This is a genomic window from Pseudomonas syringae pv. tagetis, assembly GCF_022557255.1.
GTDB lineage: Bacteria > Pseudomonadota > Gammaproteobacteria > Pseudomonadales > Pseudomonadaceae > Aquipseudomonas > Aquipseudomonas caricapapayae.
Map to the genome: position 1 here is coordinate 4,106,519 of NZ_CP092923.1, position 18,592 is coordinate 4,125,110.

An 18,592-nucleotide genomic window follows, 5' to 3' on the forward strand; every position below is an offset into this window, starting at 1 on the left:
GCAGCAGGGGAGTGGCAGTTGCCTACCCCTGATCCGTGCGACCCGCCTTTGACAATCACAAAGTGCCTGCCCATCAAGGCAGACACTTTTTCGCTGATCTGGCTCACCCAAACCGCCCTTGCAATCAAACGTCACTTACTCAGAGCTTGCTTCAGGCCCCGCGTAGAAAATTTTCCGGCCTTTCCCTCCTTGATGGCGTGCTCTTGCTGGCCAAAGCACAGCGACAAATAACTTTTCAAATCGTTGGGCGTGTTCGTCAGTTTAATGTCCCAGCGCCGCTCGATGAACTTGAGTAACGCAACACCGCGCACGGCAATGCTCTGTGCACTCCAATCGCGAAATTCCTGAGCGACTTCAGTCGCAGAATAACTTGCGTTTTCGTAGCGAGCACGCTTACCCGTCTCGGTTCGTCCCTGCTTGATGCTGTAGGCATCATTCGAGGCTGCTGCGTTGCTGCTGCGAGACAGGAACAACAGATTACCGAGCGAGTTTTGCAGTGCTTTGGTAATGCGCAGGTTGCGGTTTGAGCGGCCGTCCACCGGAATCTTTTCATCCCAGTAGGCTTTGCCATGCCCGGAGGGATTCTGCGGGAAAATATGCTCGACCGTTTCATCGAAATGAAAGTCCGACCATGCAATCTTCACGGGGTTGTTGCCATCCTTGTGGAAACTGGCCTCGTACTCGTAAAGGGCCAAACGGGTAAAGTCCCATTTATAGAAACCATCGCCATTTTGAAATCGACGCTCGATATGCGTTTGCAGCTGGAACGGGAAGAAGAACCCGGGCCACTGAAAATCGTTATCGTCGTAGCGTCCATCGTCATATTCGGTATTGCTTGCATAAGCCCTGACCAGGCGCGAAACGAGTTGAACGGCGCCCTTACTGTCGAGCTTTCCGATCCCGTGGTCTTCAGCGAGGAAGCCGTCCCTGCCGGGTTTCAACAACGTGTAGGCAGCCGATTCCATATCGGCCCTGCCCGCCGTTCCTCTAACTCCTGAGAGTCTCAAAACGACCACAATGAACCGCTCGATCTCGACCAAAAGCGCTTCGACACATGCCAAGACACCCGCGTGTTCACGCGGGGTGTTCATCGCACCACGGATGCCGTTTGAGGCGCGCAAATAGGCCGAAAGAATAAGGGGCTTGAAAAAAGCAAAACCCGCATGCTCTAAACGGTTCAGTTGTTTTTGGTGGCCCGGCGGCATAAGCGCCGGGGAGTGGATATGCGACCACCAGACGGCAGCGGCTTCCAGACTTTGAATATAGTCCCGGATGAACACGAACGTAGTCTGCTCAACACCCACCGCGAACACTTGGTTGAACAATGTATTTTCCAGCCAGTCCGCCTCGCGCTTGCGCTTGAAGTAGGCCGTCGCGTGCGCCAACAAAAACTCATCGTCCTGATGTTGCGTTTTTTCGCTGTGCCCCAACGCCCGGTAGATACCCTTCCATGCGCTGTGAACATGGTCACGCAGAGCCGCTGTATCCTCACCCGGTCGCGCAGCGAAAGTAGAAAGATAAATGAGCCTGTTTTTCAGCAGCTCCATTTTTGATAAGGGCCGCCCGCGATTATTCAACGTTTCAAACGCGACGTGGATATCCAACGTGGGAGACACTGCCAGCAAGAACAAACAAAACCGATCAAGCAGCAGGTCCAGCGATTGCCGAACCACCCCATCAGGCAGTGCGTGTACCAGGTCGGCATAAAACTCGGAGGCGGCTTTCAGATTCAAGGCATAGCTTGACGGCTCGCGCGACAGACTGACTTCGAAGAGGGGGTCATTCAGCACATAGAAATTAAAGTAATTTTGCAGTTCCTGATTGTCTTGAAAGTCTACAGCGTAGCGTTGCGACGGTTCGCCAAGGCGAGCGCGCAGTACATTGGCGAGGATCATCACTGTCATCAGCCGCTGCTGACCATCGACGACCTCGACACTTGGCCCCTCTTTCTTCTGAGGGCAGTTACGCACCAGCATCATGCCAATGAAGTGCTGTTCAACCCCGCTGCCCGCCACATTGCGGATGTCCCGCCAAAGCGCCTGCCATTGGCTTTCACTCCAGGAGTATCCCCGTTGGTAGTCTGGAATCAAAAAAATGTAGTGATCGAGAACTTCACCAATATGACGAAGCGTTGCATCGCTGGGTGGCATGGGCCGTCCTTGGAAATGAGGTGTTTGGTTATCGGTAAAAAGCAGAAACCGCGAGAGGGGAATTCAATATCTTGAACGACATACTTTGCAAGCCCTTAGTGCGGCTGAAGCGCGGAGGGATGCTCCAGACAATTGCGGAACCGGATACTCTGTGATGACGAGAGTGAACATGGCGATTCAATGGATACACCGCGGCTTAGCAGAACCGGTTGGCGTGGAACGTCAGGCCGCTGGCAGCACTGATCCGGCCTCTTTGGCCGGCAGCGGTCCACAGAGACGGTAGGTGTCGATCAATGTGTCAAAAAGGGCAATGTCCGACCGGCTTCTCGCAATGAGTTGAGCGCCCGCCACTGCTGAAAAAATCGCCTGCGCCCGCACCATGCTATCCGACGGCGTGCAGACGTTAGCCGTTACCAGAAGCTTGCTCAGCCAGGCAATATTGACCTGGGCAAAAAGCTGGATTTCCTGAATCATTTCGGGCGGTAAATTGTCGGTTTCCGCACCTACAAAACTGCCCAGGCAAAGGCGATTTTCAGCCTCCAGCGAGCGTCGGAAAATTTCCGGGAAACGGTGCAACGCTTCGATGGGGTCAGGTGTTTCTTCAGAGATGGTCTCAAGTGCAGCAGCACCGTCCTCCCAGTATCGCCTGGCAACCTCGACGCCCAGATCAGCCTTGCTGGGGAAGTGGTAGTAAATACTGGCCGGCTTGATTCCGACCTGGGCTGCCAGATCGCGAAAGTTCAGGCCGTTATACCCCTGTGACTGCGCGATGTTTCTCGCGGCAAGCAGAATCGCCTCTCGGGCATTGATGGTCATCGTAGTGCCTTGTACTGCAGACGCGTTTCTGGGGACGGACACATGCTAATTCAAAAACCTGACTGTTGTCAGGTAGAACTGTGGAGAGGCATGTGCGCAAGGCATCCGCTGCCAATGAAGCGATCGGCTAAGCAGCTCACTATTGATTTCTCCCTACCTTGAAATACTGTCGCCGGGAACGTCATGCACAACGTTCCCGACGATAAGGTGCGCGCCCGACAGGTCAATCACTCGGCTGGCGAGTCCAACTCAGGAATACCGCTGCTGCGATCAGCATAGGCCGCCTGAAAACCCGGGCGTTTCTGCCAGCGTTTCCAGTATGAGTCCAGGAACTCGAAACGCTCATCCAGCGGTGTGGCGTTGACTGGAAACTTGGAAAAGGCAATGGCGGTTGCAAGCGTGATGTCCGCGAAAGTAGGTTCATTGCCGCCCAACAGCCACTCACGGCCGTCGGCAAGATGACGGTTTACCAATGCTGCGTGTGTCAGCGCCTCCTTACGGCAGTGCTCGCCCCATGCTTCGTTTTTGGTCAGTTCAAGTTTGAAGCCGAGCCCGGTGTGCAGGACATGAAAAGCTGTAACGATCCGATAGAGGATATGCACCCAGATCCGGTTATCCCACATGTTATCGAGGCCCTGCTCCAAAGCTCCCTCGCCCATGATCTTGCGGCCCGGATAAGACTGATCCAGATAGCGGGCGATGGCTGCCGTTTCGGAAATGAAGCTGCCGTCTGCCAGTTCAAGGGTCGGCGTTTCCCCCCACGGGTTCATATTGAGATGACGCCAGCCACGCTGCTCTCCGCCAGGCGTCATGTCATAAATAGTTTCGTCGAACTGATCGGCAATGCCTTTCTCGTGGATAAACAGGCGCAAGCGCTGAGGATTCGGAAAAGCCGAAGGGGATGTGAAAAGCCGCAATTTAGAAGTCATAGAAGGGCCTGTGAAATGGGGAGGAGACTTACCTAACTACCGTTAGGTAGCTAAACCATAGCACGTGACCGTACCTTGTCAAGACCCTACCTAACATTTGTTAGGCAAATCACCGTGACGCCTCGTCTCTCGTTGAGCTGTATTTCCAGCGCTCAAACATCAGGGCCTTGATATTCTACCTGCTGTACTCAAATGACCCGTGAGTGCAGCTCAAAGACAGACTAGACCGAAGCCTGAAATACACAGGCCTTGCCAGGCCGCACAGTGCCAAGAAGGGAAAAGAATGCAGCACGCTTCGCTGAACCGTTTTCGTATTGGGCTGCTCGCCTTGCTTTTGCTCTGCATGGCCTTGCCAGCCTTTGCCCAGAATATCCCCGCGCCCCAAGCCGATGGCGCCAGCAGTGCATCGCCTGTAGTCGATGCCCCGAGCCTGGACGACCTGAGCGAACAGCTTGATCAGATCCGTCAGAAAGTGACGGGCAACGCCAACGATGACCTGCTTTCAAGCCTGCGACAGGCGGCTTTACAGGTCCAGAAACAAGCCGACAATCTGATTGCCCGGCAAGCTGTCGACATCGAGCACCTGGATGACCAGCTCAACATTCTCGGGCCAATGCAACCGGACGAAGCGCAAAGTCTGACCAGTCAGCGCAAGACGCTGACCGCTCAAAAAAACGCATTGGTCAATGACGAGCGCCAGACCAATGCGCTAAGCCAGTCAGCCCGGGATCTGGCTACGCAGATATTCAACCTTCGTCGCAGCCTCTTCGATTCGCAGATCAGCACGCGGACGGCGAGTCCTCTCAGCTCTGCGTTCTGGTCCACGCTGATTCGCCCTACCGATGACGACCTGGGACGCTTGAACAGACTTCTGGTCGATGTCCGTCAAGTGCTCAACAGCGCGATTGCACCGGAAAATCGTGTGCAGCTCGTCAGCGTGGTGATGGGCGCCTTATTCATATGGGTGGTGGTGCGACGCTTGCTGGAACGCTTGCTGATCTGGTCGATGATTCGCTGGCTACCTGAAGGCCGCCTGCGCCGCAGCGCTCTGGCGCTGGCGGTAGGGCTTTCGACCATTCTCACCATCACCGTTGCCACTTCACTGCTGCGCTGGGGAATAGTGCGCAATGCGGTGCTCAGCAATGACGTGGTCAACCTGCTTGATCAGGTGCAGACGCTGATCACCTTTTGCGCTTTCATTGTCGGTCTGGGGCGAGCACTGCTGATGTTGCCGCACGCCTCGTGGCGCCTGCCGCAAATTCCTGACGAAATCGCCACGGCGATGGGCCGCTTCCCGCCCGCGTTGGCGCTGGCACTCATGATTATCGGCACGCAGGAGCGAATCAACAGTGTGATAGCCAGTAGCCTGGCGCTGACCGTAGCGGTCAATGGCCTGACAGCACTGGCGGTGTCCCTGGTGTTTTTCTACGCCCTGGTGCGCTACCGCCGAACCCGGCGACGCTTTCAGCTGGAACGCCTTGGGGGATTTGCCGGGCTGATTCCTTTTGTCGTTGCGGTGTGGGTCGGACTGAGTTTGCTGGCATTGTTGAGCGGCTACCTGACACTGGCTTACTTTCTCGCGGTAAAGCTGCTTTGGGTAAGCGTGGTAGCGTCCACTGCGTACCTGTTGATCGCCTGCTTCGGTGACATCTGCGAAACCCTCTTGTCGCCCAGACAGCCCGGCGGCATGGCACTGGGTTCGGCGTTGGGCTTGTCCGCACGCCATCAGGCCCAGGCAAGTACCCTGCTGGCGGGTATAGGCCGCACCTTGCTGCTGCTGACCGCGGTGCTGCTGGCTTTCCTGCCTTCAGGCTCGAGTCCGGGCGATCTGCTTGCAAGTTTTACTCAGCTGGATGTCACGTCCAAATCCCTCGGCAACCTGAACATCGTGCCCAGCGATATTCTGATGGCGTTGATTTGCCTGGTTGCTGGCCTGCTGGGCGTGCGTGTGCTCAAGGAATGGTTTGGAGAGCGCCTCCTGCCAGAGACCAACATGGACGCAGGAATGCAGGCCTCGTTGGTGACCTTGATCGGTTACATCGGTTTTGTATTGGTCGTGGCCGTGGTGATGTCCACGCTCAAGATCAGCCTGACCAACCTTACCTGGGTGGTCAGTGCCCTGTCGGTGGGGATAGGTTTCGGCCTGCAGGCCATCGTGCAGAACTTCATCTCCGGCCTGATTCTGCTGACCGAGCGTCCGGTCAAAGTCGGCGACTGGGTGAGCCTGGCAGGGGTCGAAGGCGATATTCGCCGGATCAACGTGCGCGCGACCGAAATCCAGATGGGCGACCGCTCGACGGTAATCGTGCCGAACTCGCAGTTCATCACACAAAACGTACGCAACGTCACCATGGGCAACGCACTGGGGGTGGTCGGAATCACCCTTACCCTGCCTCTGGAAACAGACGTTCTGCAAATACGCGAACTGCTGTTGCAGGCCTTTACCGAGCATGAAGCAATACTCGACGCGCCCGCGCCTTCAGTGACCTTCAAAGACCTGACCAATACCGGCTTGATTATCAGCGCCAGCGGCTACGTGAACAGCCCGCGCTCAGTGGGTGGCGCACGGAGTGATCTGTTGTTTACCGTTCTGGGGCGTCTGAGGGAGCTGGGTGTAGCGCTGTCTGCGCCACAAAGCATGGTGTTGATCAATGAGGGGGCTGGAAAAGAGGCGCCGCCAGAGTCAGTGACGCCTTAGGGCATGCGTGACGTGCAGGGGCAGATTCCAGCCCCTGCGGTCAGGCCGTTGATCGCATCATATATTTCAGCTTTACGGATCGCCGATTCATTGGCTGTTGCTACGCGGTCTGCCAAACGGGTAAGCATCTTCAAATCTCAGGGCGGAAGCATACTCGGCATTGCTTGAACTCAACGCAGCGCCAGTGTCTTTCCTGATCGTGGGTTGCAGTATTGAAAATTTGAGCTCGCTGGGTATACGCAACCCGTTTATGGACCTGATGATGCCAGCCGCATTAGGTGTGGGTTTGCCATGCGCTAGCGGAACATCAAGCCCGTGAAGGATATCGGTGTTGATCGACGCATCGCCGAAGAACAGATTACGTGACCCATGCGAAAGCGAGTGCATGATACTTGCCTTGTTCGCAGTGGACTTTTTTACAATGTCGTCGACAAGGCTGATGTGTATAGAAAGTGCTTCTATGGGGCTGGCCATTGCCTGGATGAAATCATAAATATCTGCAGGGACTGTGCGGGGCGGGCCGAACAGTGAAAAGGGAGGCATTTGACCGGTCTGCTGTGCAGGGTGTTCTTCCACCTCTCGCAATCGCGCGTAAATCGCCTCGACAATAAGTCGCACATTGCTGTCAGCGACGATATGACAGCGCGCCACATTATTGCTTTTCAATGCGAACTCAAATGCGTCGTCGAGGGGCGTTAATTTTCTGGCTGAATGCAGGAACGTGAAATCGCCTGCGTTCCCGAGCAGCGTTTCCATAGCGATTCTATGGGTATCCGCATCGACCATCGCCTTTCGCGTAAGAAGCGATCTGTGGTCCTGGTGTGGGTATTTCAGGTGTGAACGTCTGATAGGCCCCTTCCGTACCCGAATGAACTCTGTGCGCAATTTTTTTATACCGCGACGCAAGATTCTGCACGTGCAGTACTGATGTGAGTTATGACACAGTAAACAGGTTGTCATGCTGAGCCCTTCTACAAATCCATGAGACTGAGGAAGATCGGTATCGATGCACAACGCGGACAAGTGCATAGCGAGAAAAAGTATAGCGCTCGTTTCTTCCTGTCAGGTCAAAATCCCGGTTCAATAGCTGGAGACGTGGCTGAGAGGCCTTGCGCCTGTGTTTCCTGAGAGAGCCTACTGAGTGGATCAATCGGTTTGATTGATCTGTAGCGGAACAAGGACGTGGTCATGACTGGCAAAATCGTTATTCGACAAACGCTCACGAACCAGCTGCTCGATGAGATTCAGGCATGCGGCTTTAAACTGGATATTCAGGTCGACTGCTCGCAAGCAGTCTGAAGCGGGGTGAGCTCCCTCCGAGTCAGCAATGCGAAATTCCGGCTGCGTTTTACGTTCGCACGCAAAGGAAAGTCATGAACTCCCCTTGGAAGCATACGCCTTATACCCGCCGGCATAGATGACGGGAAGATAGGTGTTCGTCTGGGGTCGGCCAATGGTCGAGTGGCGTTTATTTTCTGGATGGATTTCAGAAACGAGCGGCGTGATAGCAGAAGTGACATCGAGTTGGCACGCCGTGATGCTGTGCCATCGCCATAAGATCTAGCAGTTGGCTATCCGGCCAGAGTGAGGGGTCCTTGTAGAACCTATCCGCTCGTTGCGAATTCATTACGTCGCGGCGGAACTCCTGAGAGTCATTCGGAACCGATATACCAATGTTGTCACAGTGGCGAGCAAGAATCGCCCTGCCCCTTGAGGCAAATCGTATGGCTCAGGCCTCAATTGAGTGTCGGCGACATCACCAACCAGACTTCATCGGCAGTGTGAAGCGACACTTCGGAAAAGAAAGGGTATTTCCTGGTCTTTACGCATCCCTGCCTGTGAGACTGCAAACCGAATGCGCGACTGCTAACGCATCCACCCTGTACTCATGAGAAGAAATACCAAAACCGGAATAACGCTGAAAGGCTTTATTCATATGGTGTCCCAGGCGGGGTTCGAACCTGCAACCTTCCCCTTAGGAGGGGGATGCTCTATCCAATTGAGCTACTGAGACACTGCGTGCCGACACACCGATCGGTGCCAGCGAGGACGGCGTGCATCTTAGCGGCATGTGCCGCTTTTGTCATGTCGTCATTGCCCATCGACGCTGTAGCCGATGTCGCGCTGAAATACGGCTGAATAAACCGATCATGCAATTTGCAATCCCCCAAAAAGCCATCATTGCAAAACGCACTGCACATCACTTTTTTTAAATTTATAAACATATGATTTTTAAGGATTTTTTATCAATTTCTGATTGGCATGCAGACTGCATTATCAGTATCAGTGAACACATCTCATCCCAAACGGTCGGGCACAGGTACTGGAAAATGAACAAGACTCTCTCAGCGTTGAATGCGGCAGCTCTGGTGGCTCTGGTGGCATTTCACTTCCAGGATTCCGGTGCCAAGGATACGCAGGTCACCACACCAGCCCCTGTTCACCATCAGATCAGCCATGCGCCCCAGTTGGCAATCATGACTGACCGCGTCGCCAGCGCAGCTGTGCTGGCCAATGACGATGATGAGTCACTCCAGATGCCACGCGCTGAACAGCGCTGGATTTTCTGAGAGCGCTTGAATCCGCCATCCTGAGAGAGAGTAGCCATGTCGAAATCCGCGTTATCATTTTTGGCCCTTGCGATCATGGCTGTGGTCGTTGATCTGTTGCTTCCTGTTAACGCGAAAGGCATGAGTATCGCTGCGAATGCCGCTGCCGGTGTGTTCGCCAGCCTTTTTGTGGTTGCGCTGTTTTTGGGCCGTCGTTTCAAGTTCGACCCGGTTCTTCGCTGATACCTACGCTTCACGGCAACCCGTTCTTGCGGCAAGCGTTCTTGCGGCAAGCGTCACGCCTCGCGCCCCAGATACCTCCCCTCATCTACGCTGGCCAACCCTTGGTCGGCTCATTTCTTTTGTGCTGAATTCCGACCAGCTCCCAGAGTCAAATAGCCATGATGGCAAAAAGAAGCTCGGTGATGTGCCTGTTTAGTCAGGGGCAAATGCAGCGACTTTGCAAATTTGCTCGCATTTCTGATAATTGGTGCTGGCCAAACGCCGCCACCTGAGTCACTATTTGTCACAGAATTGACGCCAAGGATTCGACGTATTACGGCATGATGTCGGTCCCTTGGAACCCCGGTTGAACATTTGGCCAAAATGACTGTCTCACGATGACAATCTTGCGGCCACTTGCTAGAACCGCTTCCCCTGAACTAACCGGTTAAATATATGAGCCCTATGAAACAGGCTACTTATTCCAGCCGCACGGCTGACAAGTTCGTCGTTCGCCTACCAGACGGCATGCGTAATCGCGTGCAAGAGGTAGCCAAGAATCATCACCGCAGCATGAACTCGGAAATCATTGCTCGCCTCGAACAAAGTCTGATTCAGGAAGGTGCTCTTGGTGATGAACCAAGCCTGCGTCTTGACAGTCCTGAGCTGTCCTTGCACGAACGCGAGCTGCTGCAACGTTTTCGTCAGCTTTCACATCGTCAACAGAACGCACTTGTTTCGCTGATTGCTCATGACACGGAACTCGCTTCCGAAGAGTCCTGAGATTTGGCGTAACAGACAAAGGCCAGCGCAAGCTGGCCTTTTTCGTTGTAGCCATTTTCGTTATTAGTCGTGGGCGTTAGTGCAGTTATGTGACAACGCGAGATTCGTCGCCACTAAAAAAACCGCCTGATCATGGCGGTTTTTTAGTTTGACGGTTACGGCTGAAACCGCAGTTCTAGAGCAGAAAGATCGTCGCCAGCCCGAGGAAGATGAAGAAACCTCCACTGTCGGTCATCGCCGTAATCATGACGCTTGCACCCATCGCCGGGTCTCGCCCCAAACGTGCAAGCGCCATAGGGATGGAGACGCCCATCAATGCTGCGAGCAAAAGATTGAGCGTCATGGCTGCAGTCATGACCACACCCAGCGACCAACTGCCATACAGCATATAGGCGACCACCCCGATCACCCCACCCCAGATCAGACCGTTGATAAGGCCTACAGCCAGCTCCTTGCGCAGCAATCGAGCCGTATTACCGGTATTCACCTGATCCAGCGCCATCGCCCGCACAATCATGGTGATGGTCTGATTGCCGGAGTTGCCACCAATACCGGCCACAATTGGCATCAGCGCAGCGAGCGCCACCAATTTCTCGATGGAGCCTTCGAACAGGCCAATAACGCGCGAGGCCAGGAAGGCCGTCACCAGATTGACGGCCAGCCAGGCCCAACGGTTGCGCAGGGAGCGCCATACCGAGGCGAAGATATCTTCCTCTTCGCGCAGACCCGCCATGTTGAGGACTTCGCTCTCGCTCTCCTCACGAATCAGGTCGACCATTTCATCGATGGTCAGTCGGCCAATGAGCTTGCCGTTCTTGTCCACAACCGGCGTGGAGATAAGGTCGTAACGCTCGAACGCCTGGGCGGCATCGTAAGCATCGTCTTCCGGGTGAAAGCTGACCGGATCGTTGGCCATGACTTCGCCAACCTGCTTCTCCGGGTCATTGACCAGCAGACGCTTGATCGGTAGCACGCCCTTGAGCACACCTTCGGAATCGACCACGAACAGTTTGTCGGTGTGACCCGGCAGCTCTTTCAGTCTGCGCAGGTAGCGCAGTACAACTTCAAGGCTGACGTCCTCACGGATCGTCACCATCTCGAAGTCCATCAGCGCACCGACCTGATCCTCGTCATAGGACAAAGCCGAGCGGACACGTTCGCGCTGCTGTGAATCCAGCGCTTCCATCAGTTCGTGAACAACGTCGCGGGGCAACTCGGGAGCGAGGTCGGCCAGTTCGTCGGCGTCCATGTCCCGTGCCGCCGCGAGCAACTCGTGATCGTCCATGTCGGCGATCAGGGTTTCACGAACGGAATCGGATACTTCAAGAAGAATGTCGCCGTCGCGCTCGGCCTTGACCAGCTGCCATACGGTCAGACGGTCTTCCAGAGGCAGCGCTTCGAGGATATAGGCGACGTCGGCAGAGTGAAGGTCTTCGAGCTTGCGTTGCAACTCGACGAGGTTCTGCCGGTGAACCAGGTTTTCTACACGGTCCTGATGCTGACCTTCCTGACGATGGGTCAGGTCTTCAACAATACGCTGGCGCTGCAGCAGATCGACAACCTGAGCCAGGCGATCCTGCAAGCTTTCCTGCGTTTTTTTTACTTCTCTTTCGGTCATAGGCGAACTCCACTCCCAGCAGCGGAGCACGCCGGGAGATCAATCAGTTAATTCATGATTGTTGAAAAACATTATTGAGTAACGACTGGGTAAGTCCATGGAGGTGTTCCACAAGCCCCGGCGGAGCTGACGGGCGCAATGATACACCGCTTTGAGCGAGGCGCATGCGAGAAATTCAGCTTATAACAACCGTTTGCAGCGCAAACCTGCACAACTCTGTAAGCCAGCCAGGGTTCGACGTCACATTCAGCCAAAAAAACACGCTCGCCCTGTCCAGAGGCCGCAGTTAGGCTTTCACGACACCCGTCATGGAGGACCCGAACATGCGCGTAGCCGCCCATCTATTACTGTGGAGCACCCTGCTCTGCCTTCCGGAACCTGCAACCGCCAGCAGCGTTCACCGTTGCGAGGACGCGTCCGGAAAGATCATGTTCACTACCCTGGGATGCCCCGAAGGCTACAACACGCGCCTACAGAGAGCCTTCAATGCACCACCGGGAACCAGGATTGATTTACTCCCACCCGGAAACAGTTCACCACCGCGCCAAAAACCCTCAAGCCAGGAAGTGGTTGTGGTCGGCACACGCGATGATGGCTGCGGCAACCGTTTGAGCGCCGAACAGCGCAGGGCAGCGATTATCAACCAGCGCACACCGCCCGGCATGACTCAACGTGATGTCGAAAGCATGCTGGGCCGCCCGGACAAAGTCACCAACCGTAATGGCGAGCTGCATTACGTGTACCACCAGAAAAAGGGTCGCAGCAATAATGTGACATTTGACGAAAACGGATGCGTTAAAGGAAAACGCTAGAAAGCAAAAAGCCCACATCTTTCGATGTGGGCTTTTCGTTGTATGGTGCACTCGACAGGATTCGAACCTGTGACCGCTCGGTTCGTAGCCGAGTACTCTATCCAGCTGAGCTACGAGTGCATTGGTGTTTTTAGACCAGATCACCTCTGGTTGAAGCCAGTTATCGGAAACCTTGTAATTGCTTACAACACTTCAAACAACTTTAAATGGTGCACTCGACAGGATTCGAACCTGTGACCGCTCGGTTCGTAGCCGAGTACTCTATCCAGCTGAGCTACGAGTGCATGTGTTGGTGCCGCGCATTATAGGTCGTAAAATTTTTTAGTCAAGCACTTTTTCTAGTAAATTCAACAACTTACCGATCAAGCCAAATCTTACGCACTACATAAATAATGGCGGAGAACGGGGGATTCGAACCCCCGACACCCTTTTGAGGTGTACTCCCTTAGCAGGGGAGCGCCTTCGGCCACTCGGCCAGCTCTCCGCAACACGGGGCGTATAATAACCACCCTTTTCCCCGTTTGCAAACCAAAAATTCAATAAAAATTAATGGCTTGGTTCTTCGTCCTTCTCTTTCTTGATGCGAAGGTAAATCTCTTCACGGTGGACAGCGACTTCCTTGGGCGCATTGACACCAATACGCACCTGATTACCCTTCACTCCGAGCACGGTCACGGTAATCTCACCGTCACCAATGATCAGGCTTTCCGCGCACCGACGAGTCAGAATCAGCATACTTTTCTCCTTACGCCTTTTTTATTCAGGGACAACAGTCTGCAAACCGGCAGGCATAGAGCCATGGCGCAATGCCATAGCCGTTACCTGTATATCGACTAACGCAAAGAAAACCACAGCCTTTCTGCGCAGCACCCGAAAGGCGCGATCACGCCGCGCCTTTCGACGACAGGATCACTCACCCTGCCGCGGAGCATCCAGCTCAAAGGCCGTGTGCAACGCGCGCACAGCCAACTCCAGATACTTCTCTTCGATGACCACGGAAACCTTGATTTCCGACGTGGAGATCATCTGTATATTGATACTCTCCTTGGCCAATGCTTCAAACATGCGGCTGGCCACGCCTGCGTGCGAACGCATGCCGACACCGACAATGGACACCTTGGCGATCTTGGTGTCGCCGGACACTTCACGAGCGCTGATTTCACGCGCTGTAGTCTCAAGCACCTGCAAGGCCGCCTGATAGTCATTGCGATGGATCGTGAAGGTGAAATCGGTGGTGTTATCGTGCGAGACATTCTGCACGATCATGTCCACTTCGATATTGGCCGCGCTGATCGGGCCGAGAATCTTGAACGCTACGCCGGGGGTGTCTGGCACACCACGGATGGTCAGCTTGGCTTCATCGCGGTTGAAGGCGATGCCGGAAATGATCGGCTGTTCCATGGATTCCTCTTCATCGATTGTAATAAGGGTGCCCGGCCCCTCTTTGAAGCTGTGCAGAACGCGCAGCGGGACATTGTATTTGCCGGCGAACTCGACCGCACGAATCTGCAGCACCTTGGAGCCGAGGCTGGCCATTTCCAGCATCTCCTCGAAGGTGATCTTGTCGAGGCGCTGAGCTTGCGACACGACACGCGGGTCTGTGGTGTACACACCATCGACGTCGGTGTAGATCTGGCACTCGTCAGCTTTCAGGGCTGCGGCCAGCGCGACACCGGTGGTATCCGAACCACCACGGCCCAGGGTCGTGATGTTGCCGTGCTCATCGACGCCCTGGAAACCGGCGACCACCACCACACGACCTGCTTTCAGGTCGGAGCGGATCTTCTGGTCATCGATCTGCAGGATGCGCGCCTTGTTGTGCGCGCTGTCGGTAAGGATACGCACCTGGTTGCCGGTGTAGGACACCGCAGGCACGCCACGCTTCATCAGCGCCATTGCCAACAGCGCAATGGTGACTTGCTCGCCCGTAGAGACGATGACATCCAGTTCACGAGGAACCGGCTGATCACTGATCTGCCTGGCCAGCTCGATCAGACGGTTGGTTTCACCGCTCATGGCCGACAGTACGACCACCAGGTCATCACCCGCCTCACGGAATTTCTTGACCTTGTCGGCCACCTGCTCGATGCGCTCTACGGAGCCCACGGAGGTGCCGCCAAATTTCTGTACGATTAAAGCCATCTCAAAGCCGCCTCAGAACCCGTTAAGAGCACCCATTAACATTCAAATCCTTGCAAGGCCTGCCAGCAAACGACAGGCCTGCAGATCTGACTCAGATACCCTGCTCTACAAAAGGAACGGCCAGTGCCAGCGCTGAGTCCAGCGCACCTGCATCGACACCGCCGCCTTGAGCCATATCAGGACGACCACCGCCTTTGCCACCGACAGCGGCGGCCGCCTGCTTCATCAAATCACCGGCTTTGAGTTGGCCAGTCAGGTCCTTGGTCACGCCTGCGACCAATACAACCTTGTCTTCATGGACACTGCCGAGCAGGATCACTGCGCGGCCGAGCTTGTTCTTCAACTGGTCGACAAGCGCCAACAACGCCTTGCCGTCCTGACCATCCAGGCGCGTGGCCAGAACCTTGACCCCTTTGACTTCCAGCGCGGCAGACGACAGGTCGTCACCGGCCGCACTGGCAGCCTTGGCTTGCAGTTGTTCCAGTTGTTTTTCCAGCAGACGGTTGCGCTCAAGCACAGCCGTCAACTTGTCCAGCAGGTTGTCGCGATTGCCTTTGATCAGCGTCGCGACTTCCTTGAGTTGATCCTCGGCCGAATTCAGCCAGGCCAGCGCAGCAGCACCGGTGACCGCTTCGATACGGCGCACGCCAGCAGCGACACCGCCTTCACTGACGATCTTGAACAGCGAGATGTCACCGGTACGCTTGGCGTGGATGCCACCGCACAGCTCGACAGAGAACTCGCCCCCCATGCTCAGCACCCGAACGCTGTCGCCGTACTTCTCGCCGAACAGCGCCATGGCACCTTTCTTCTTCGCCGTGTCGATATCGGTTTCTTCCGTCACCACCAGTGTGTTTCTGCGAATCTCGGCGTTGACTATATCTTCAAGCGCACGCAGTTGCTCGGGCTTGATCGATTCGAAATGGCTGAAGTCGAAGCGCAGACGCTGGCTGTCGACCAACGAGCCTTTCTGTTGTACGTGCTCACCCAGCACCTGGCGCAATGCGGCGTGCAGCAAGTGAGTGGCCGAATGGTTCAATGCGGTTGCATCGCGAACCTCATCGGACACTTGTGTTTCAACCTGGGCGCCGATGCTCAGGCTGCCGGCAGCCACCACACCGTGGTGCAGAAAAGCGCCGCCGGTCTTGGTGGTATCACTGACGTCGAAACGTACATCACCGGCCTGCAGGAAACCACTGTCACCAATCTGACCGCCCGACTCGGCGTAGAACGGGGTGATATCGAGAATCACCACGCCCTCTTCGCCTTCATTCAGGTGGGTGACCGCCTGACCTTCCTTGTACAGCGCGACGACACTAGCGCTGCCGGTCGTCGCGGAGTAGCCGGTAAACTGCGTGGCTACATCGACCTTGACCAAACTGTTGTAGTCCATGCCAAACGAGCTGGCAGAACGGGCGCGTACGCGCTGGGCGTCCATTTCACGCTCGAAGCCGGCTTCGTCGAGGGTCAGATTTCGCTCGCGGGCGATGTCGCCCGTCAGGTCCATCGGGAAACCATAAGTGTCGTAAAGCTTGAACACGACTTCACCCGGCACCACGGTGCCCTGGAGGTCGGCCAGATCCTGCTCGAGAATTTTCAGGCCCTGCTCGAGGGTCTTGGCGAACTGCTCTTCTTCACCTTTCAGCACGCGCTCGATATGCGACTGCTGTTGCACCAGCTCAGGGAACGCAGCCCCCATCTCGGCGACCAGCGCCGCAACGATCTGGTAGAAGAAACTGCCCTTGGCACCCAGTTTGTTGCCGTGGCGGCAGGCACGCCGAATGATGCGGCGCAGTACATAGCCGCGACCTTCGTTGGAAGGCAGTACGCCATCGGCGATCAGGAAACCGCAGGAGCGAATATGGTCGGCCACGACTTTCAGTGAAGCCTGGTTGTCATTGCTGCAGCCGATGGCTTTCGCCGAGGCCGCCAGCAGGCTCTGGAACAGGTCGATTTCGTAGTTGGAATGCACGTGCTGGAGAACGGCGCTGACACGCTCAAGCCCCATACCGGTATCAACCGATGGCGCTGGCAGCGGATGTAACACGCCATCGGCCGTACGGTTGAACTGCATGAATACGTTGTTCCAGATTTCAATGTAACGGTCACCGTCTTCTTCCGGCGAGCCTGGCGGGCCACCCCAGATTTCAGGACCGTGATCGAAGAAAATTTCGCTGCAAGGACCACACGGGCCAGTGTCGCCCATGGTCCAGAAGTTATCGGAAGCGTACGGTGCGCCTTTGTTGTCACCGATGCGAACCATGCGCTCGGCAGGCACGCCGATCTCTTTGGTCCAGATATCGTAGGCTTCGTCGTCGGTCGCATAGACCGTGACCCAGAGTTTTTCTTTGGGCAGGTTCAGCCATTTCTCGGATGTCAGGAAAGTCCAGGCGTAGGTGATGGCATCTCGCTTGAAATAGTCACCGAAGCTGAAGTTGCCCAGCATTTCGAAAAAAGTGTGGTGACGAGCGGTATAGCCAACGTTTTCCAGATCGTTGTGCTTGCCACCGGCACGCACGCATTTCTGGCTGGTCACGGCGCGGGTGTAGGCGCGTTTTTCCTGGCCCAGGAAGCAATCCTTGAACTGGTTCATGCCTGCGTTGGTGAACAGCAGGGTTGGGTCATTGCCCGGAATCAAGGAGCTTGAAGCGACACGGGTGTGGCCTTGCTCTTCGAAGAAGCCAAGGAAGGCTTCACGGATTTCTGCGCTTTTCATAGGTTCTTCCACGGAGACTGCGGCCAGAGGCAAGTGCAAAACGTCAAATGACGTAGCGACGGCAAAGGGCCGCATTATATAGGCGTTGCGCCCTCGGTACAGTGTGTTTGTGCGATAGAAACAAGTAACTGGATTATCGGCATGTCATGAGTGTTCAAAGGCTGCAAATGCCGCGATGACCTGCTCGACCTGCGCGCGCGACACATTCAGATGAGTCACCATGCGCAGCCGCGAAGCGGCCGTAAGCACGATGCCACGCTCGGCGCAGAAGGCCTTGAGCGACGCGGCACGGTCACCGGCATGCACGTAGACCATGTTGGTCTGTACCGGCTCGACCGGGTAACCGAGGCCGCTCAGGCCCTCGGCCAGAAACGCTGCGTTGGCATGGTCATCCGCCAGCCGCTCGACCTGATGATCCAGCGCGTAAAGTCCGGCAGCGGCAAGCCCTCCCGCCTGACGCATGCCGCCACCCAGCATCTTGCGCAAGCGCCGCGCTCTCGCAATCAACGGCTGCGATCCGCACAATACCGAGCCGACCGGGGCACCCAGGCCCTTGGAGAGACAGACCGAAACCGAATCGAAGTGCCGGGTAATCTCGCGTACATCGACGCCCAGCTTGACCGATGCGTTGTACAGGCGTGCACCATCCAGGTGGAGGGCGAGGTTTTTTTCCTGTGTCAGCGTGCGTGCGGCGGCCAGGTATTCCAGCGGCAGCACCTTGCCTTGCATGGTGTTTTCCAGCGCCAGCAGACGTGTACGGGCAAAGTGAAAATCATCGGGCTTGATGGTGTCGAGTACCTGCTGCAAGTCCAGCGAGCCGTCAGCCTGCACGTCCAGAGGTTGCGGCTGGATAGAACCCAGCACCGCGGCACCGCCGCCTTCGTATTTATAGGTATGCGCCTGCTGACCGACGATGTATTCATCGCCACGCTCACAGTGCGCCATCAACGCCAGCAGATTGCTCATGGTGCCGGACGGGACAAACAGCGCAGCGTCGAACCCGAGGCGCTCGGCGAGCGTCGCTTCGAGCAGATTGACCGTCGGGTCCTCACCGTAGACGTCATCGCCAACGGGCGCATGCGCCATGGCGTCAAGCATACCGGGCGTGGGCAGAGTCACTGTGTCGCTGCGCAGATCGATGACAGTCACGAAAAAGC

Annotated in this window: 14 protein-coding genes and 4 tRNA genes; 5 read left to right on the forward strand and 13 right to left on the reverse strand. The window is 55.8% G+C overall.

The window, feature by feature from the left end; translation table 11 throughout:
• Positions 1 to 131: 131 nt before the first annotated feature.
• The 3 genes from MME58_RS18185 to MME58_RS18195 form a co-directional block, all read right to left on the reverse strand.
• Positions 132 to 2,150, reverse strand: coding sequence for a DUF262 domain-containing protein (locus tag MME58_RS18185; RefSeq protein WP_055006757.1), 2,019 nt, complete (start codon positions 2,148 to 2,150; stop codon positions 132 to 134).
• Positions 2,151 to 2,372: 222 nt separating this feature from the next.
• Positions 2,373 to 2,966, reverse strand: a complete 594-nt coding sequence (locus MME58_RS18190) for a TetR/AcrR family transcriptional regulator (RefSeq protein ID WP_054987760.1) — start codon at positions 2,964 to 2,966, stop codon at positions 2,373 to 2,375.
• A gap of 227 nt (positions 2,967 to 3,193) precedes the next feature.
• A complete protein-coding gene (locus MME58_RS18195) occupies positions 3,194 to 3,895 on the reverse strand; it encodes a glutathione S-transferase family protein (protein ID WP_054987759.1) in 702 nt (233 codons plus the stop codon).
• 283 nt (positions 3,896 to 4,178) lie between these two features.
• On the opposite strand from MME58_RS18195, the gene MME58_RS18200 reads away from it, so the two are divergent.
• Positions 4,179 to 6,593, forward strand: a complete 2,415-nt coding sequence (locus MME58_RS18200) for a DUF3772 domain-containing protein (RefSeq protein ID WP_054987758.1) — start codon at positions 4,179 to 4,181, stop codon at positions 6,591 to 6,593.
• Positions 6,594 to 6,680: 87 nt separating this feature from the next.
• Here the strand turns inward: MME58_RS18200 and MME58_RS18205 are convergent, their stop codons facing one another.
• Both MME58_RS18205 and MME58_RS18210 read right to left on the reverse strand, forming a co-directional pair.
• Positions 6,681 to 7,349: a hypothetical protein gene (locus MME58_RS18205; protein WP_147479873.1), complete on the reverse strand. Its 669-nt coding sequence runs from the start codon at positions 7,347 to 7,349 to the stop codon at positions 6,681 to 6,683.
• Between the two features lie 1,181 nt (positions 7,350 to 8,530).
• Positions 8,531 to 8,607 (reverse strand) — tRNA-Arg (locus MME58_RS18210).
• Between the two features lie 316 nt (positions 8,608 to 8,923).
• On the opposite strand from MME58_RS18210, the gene MME58_RS18215 reads away from it, so the two are divergent.
• From MME58_RS18215 to MME58_RS18225, 3 genes are all read left to right on the forward strand, one after another.
• Positions 8,924 to 9,163 (forward strand): hypothetical protein, encoded by a 240-nt coding sequence (locus tag MME58_RS18215; protein WP_054984335.1) that lies wholly within the window; start codon positions 8,924 to 8,926, stop codon positions 9,161 to 9,163.
• 36 nt (positions 9,164 to 9,199) lie between these two features.
• Positions 9,200 to 9,385, forward strand: coding sequence for a PA3371 family protein (locus MME58_RS18220; RefSeq protein ID WP_054984334.1), 186 nt, complete (start codon positions 9,200 to 9,202; stop codon positions 9,383 to 9,385).
• Positions 9,386 to 9,820: 435 nt separating this feature from the next.
• Positions 9,821 to 10,147, forward strand: a complete 327-nt coding sequence (locus tag MME58_RS18225) for an Arc family DNA-binding protein (protein WP_002554423.1) — start codon at positions 9,821 to 9,823, stop codon at positions 10,145 to 10,147.
• 175 nt (positions 10,148 to 10,322) lie between these two features.
• Here the strand turns inward: MME58_RS18225 and mgtE are convergent, their stop codons facing one another.
• A complete protein-coding gene (gene mgtE, locus MME58_RS18230; protein ID WP_054984333.1) occupies positions 10,323 to 11,765 on the reverse strand; it encodes a magnesium transporter in 1,443 nt (480 codons plus the stop codon).
• A 323-nt stretch (positions 11,766 to 12,088) separates the two neighbouring features.
• Here mgtE and bamE point away from each other — a divergent pair, with 323 nt between their 5' ends.
• Positions 12,089 to 12,577, forward strand: coding sequence for an outer membrane protein assembly factor BamE domain-containing protein (gene bamE, locus MME58_RS18235; RefSeq protein WP_055006759.1), 489 nt, complete (start codon positions 12,089 to 12,091; stop codon positions 12,575 to 12,577).
• Positions 12,578 to 12,620: 43 nt separating this feature from the next.
• On the opposite strand, the gene MME58_RS18240 is transcribed toward bamE, so the two are convergent.
• From MME58_RS18240 to ltaE, 7 genes are all read right to left on the reverse strand, one after another.
• Positions 12,621 to 12,697: transfer RNA gene (locus MME58_RS18240), tRNA-Arg, on the reverse strand.
• An 87-nt stretch (positions 12,698 to 12,784) separates the two neighbouring features.
• Positions 12,785 to 12,861, reverse strand: a tRNA-Arg gene (locus MME58_RS18245).
• A gap of 109 nt (positions 12,862 to 12,970) precedes the next feature.
• Positions 12,971 to 13,061 (reverse strand) — tRNA-Ser (locus MME58_RS18250).
• A 62-nt stretch (positions 13,062 to 13,123) separates the two neighbouring features.
• Positions 13,124 to 13,312, reverse strand: a complete 189-nt coding sequence (gene csrA / locus MME58_RS18255; RefSeq protein ID WP_002554426.1) for a carbon storage regulator CsrA — start codon at positions 13,310 to 13,312, stop codon at positions 13,124 to 13,126.
• 174 nt (positions 13,313 to 13,486) lie between these two features.
• Positions 13,487 to 14,719: an aspartate kinase gene (locus MME58_RS18260; RefSeq protein ID WP_005731386.1), complete on the reverse strand. Its 1,233-nt coding sequence runs from the start codon at positions 14,717 to 14,719 to the stop codon at positions 13,487 to 13,489.
• Between the two features lie 91 nt (positions 14,720 to 14,810).
• Positions 14,811 to 17,435: an alanine--tRNA ligase gene (alaS, locus tag MME58_RS18265; protein ID WP_055006760.1), complete on the reverse strand. Its 2,625-nt coding sequence runs from the start codon at positions 17,433 to 17,435 to the stop codon at positions 14,811 to 14,813.
• 144 nt (positions 17,436 to 17,579) lie between these two features.
• Positions 17,580 to 18,584, reverse strand: a complete 1,005-nt coding sequence (gene ltaE, locus MME58_RS18270) for a low-specificity L-threonine aldolase (protein ID WP_055006761.1) — start codon at positions 18,582 to 18,584, stop codon at positions 17,580 to 17,582.
• Positions 18,585 to 18,592 lie beyond the last annotated feature (8 nt).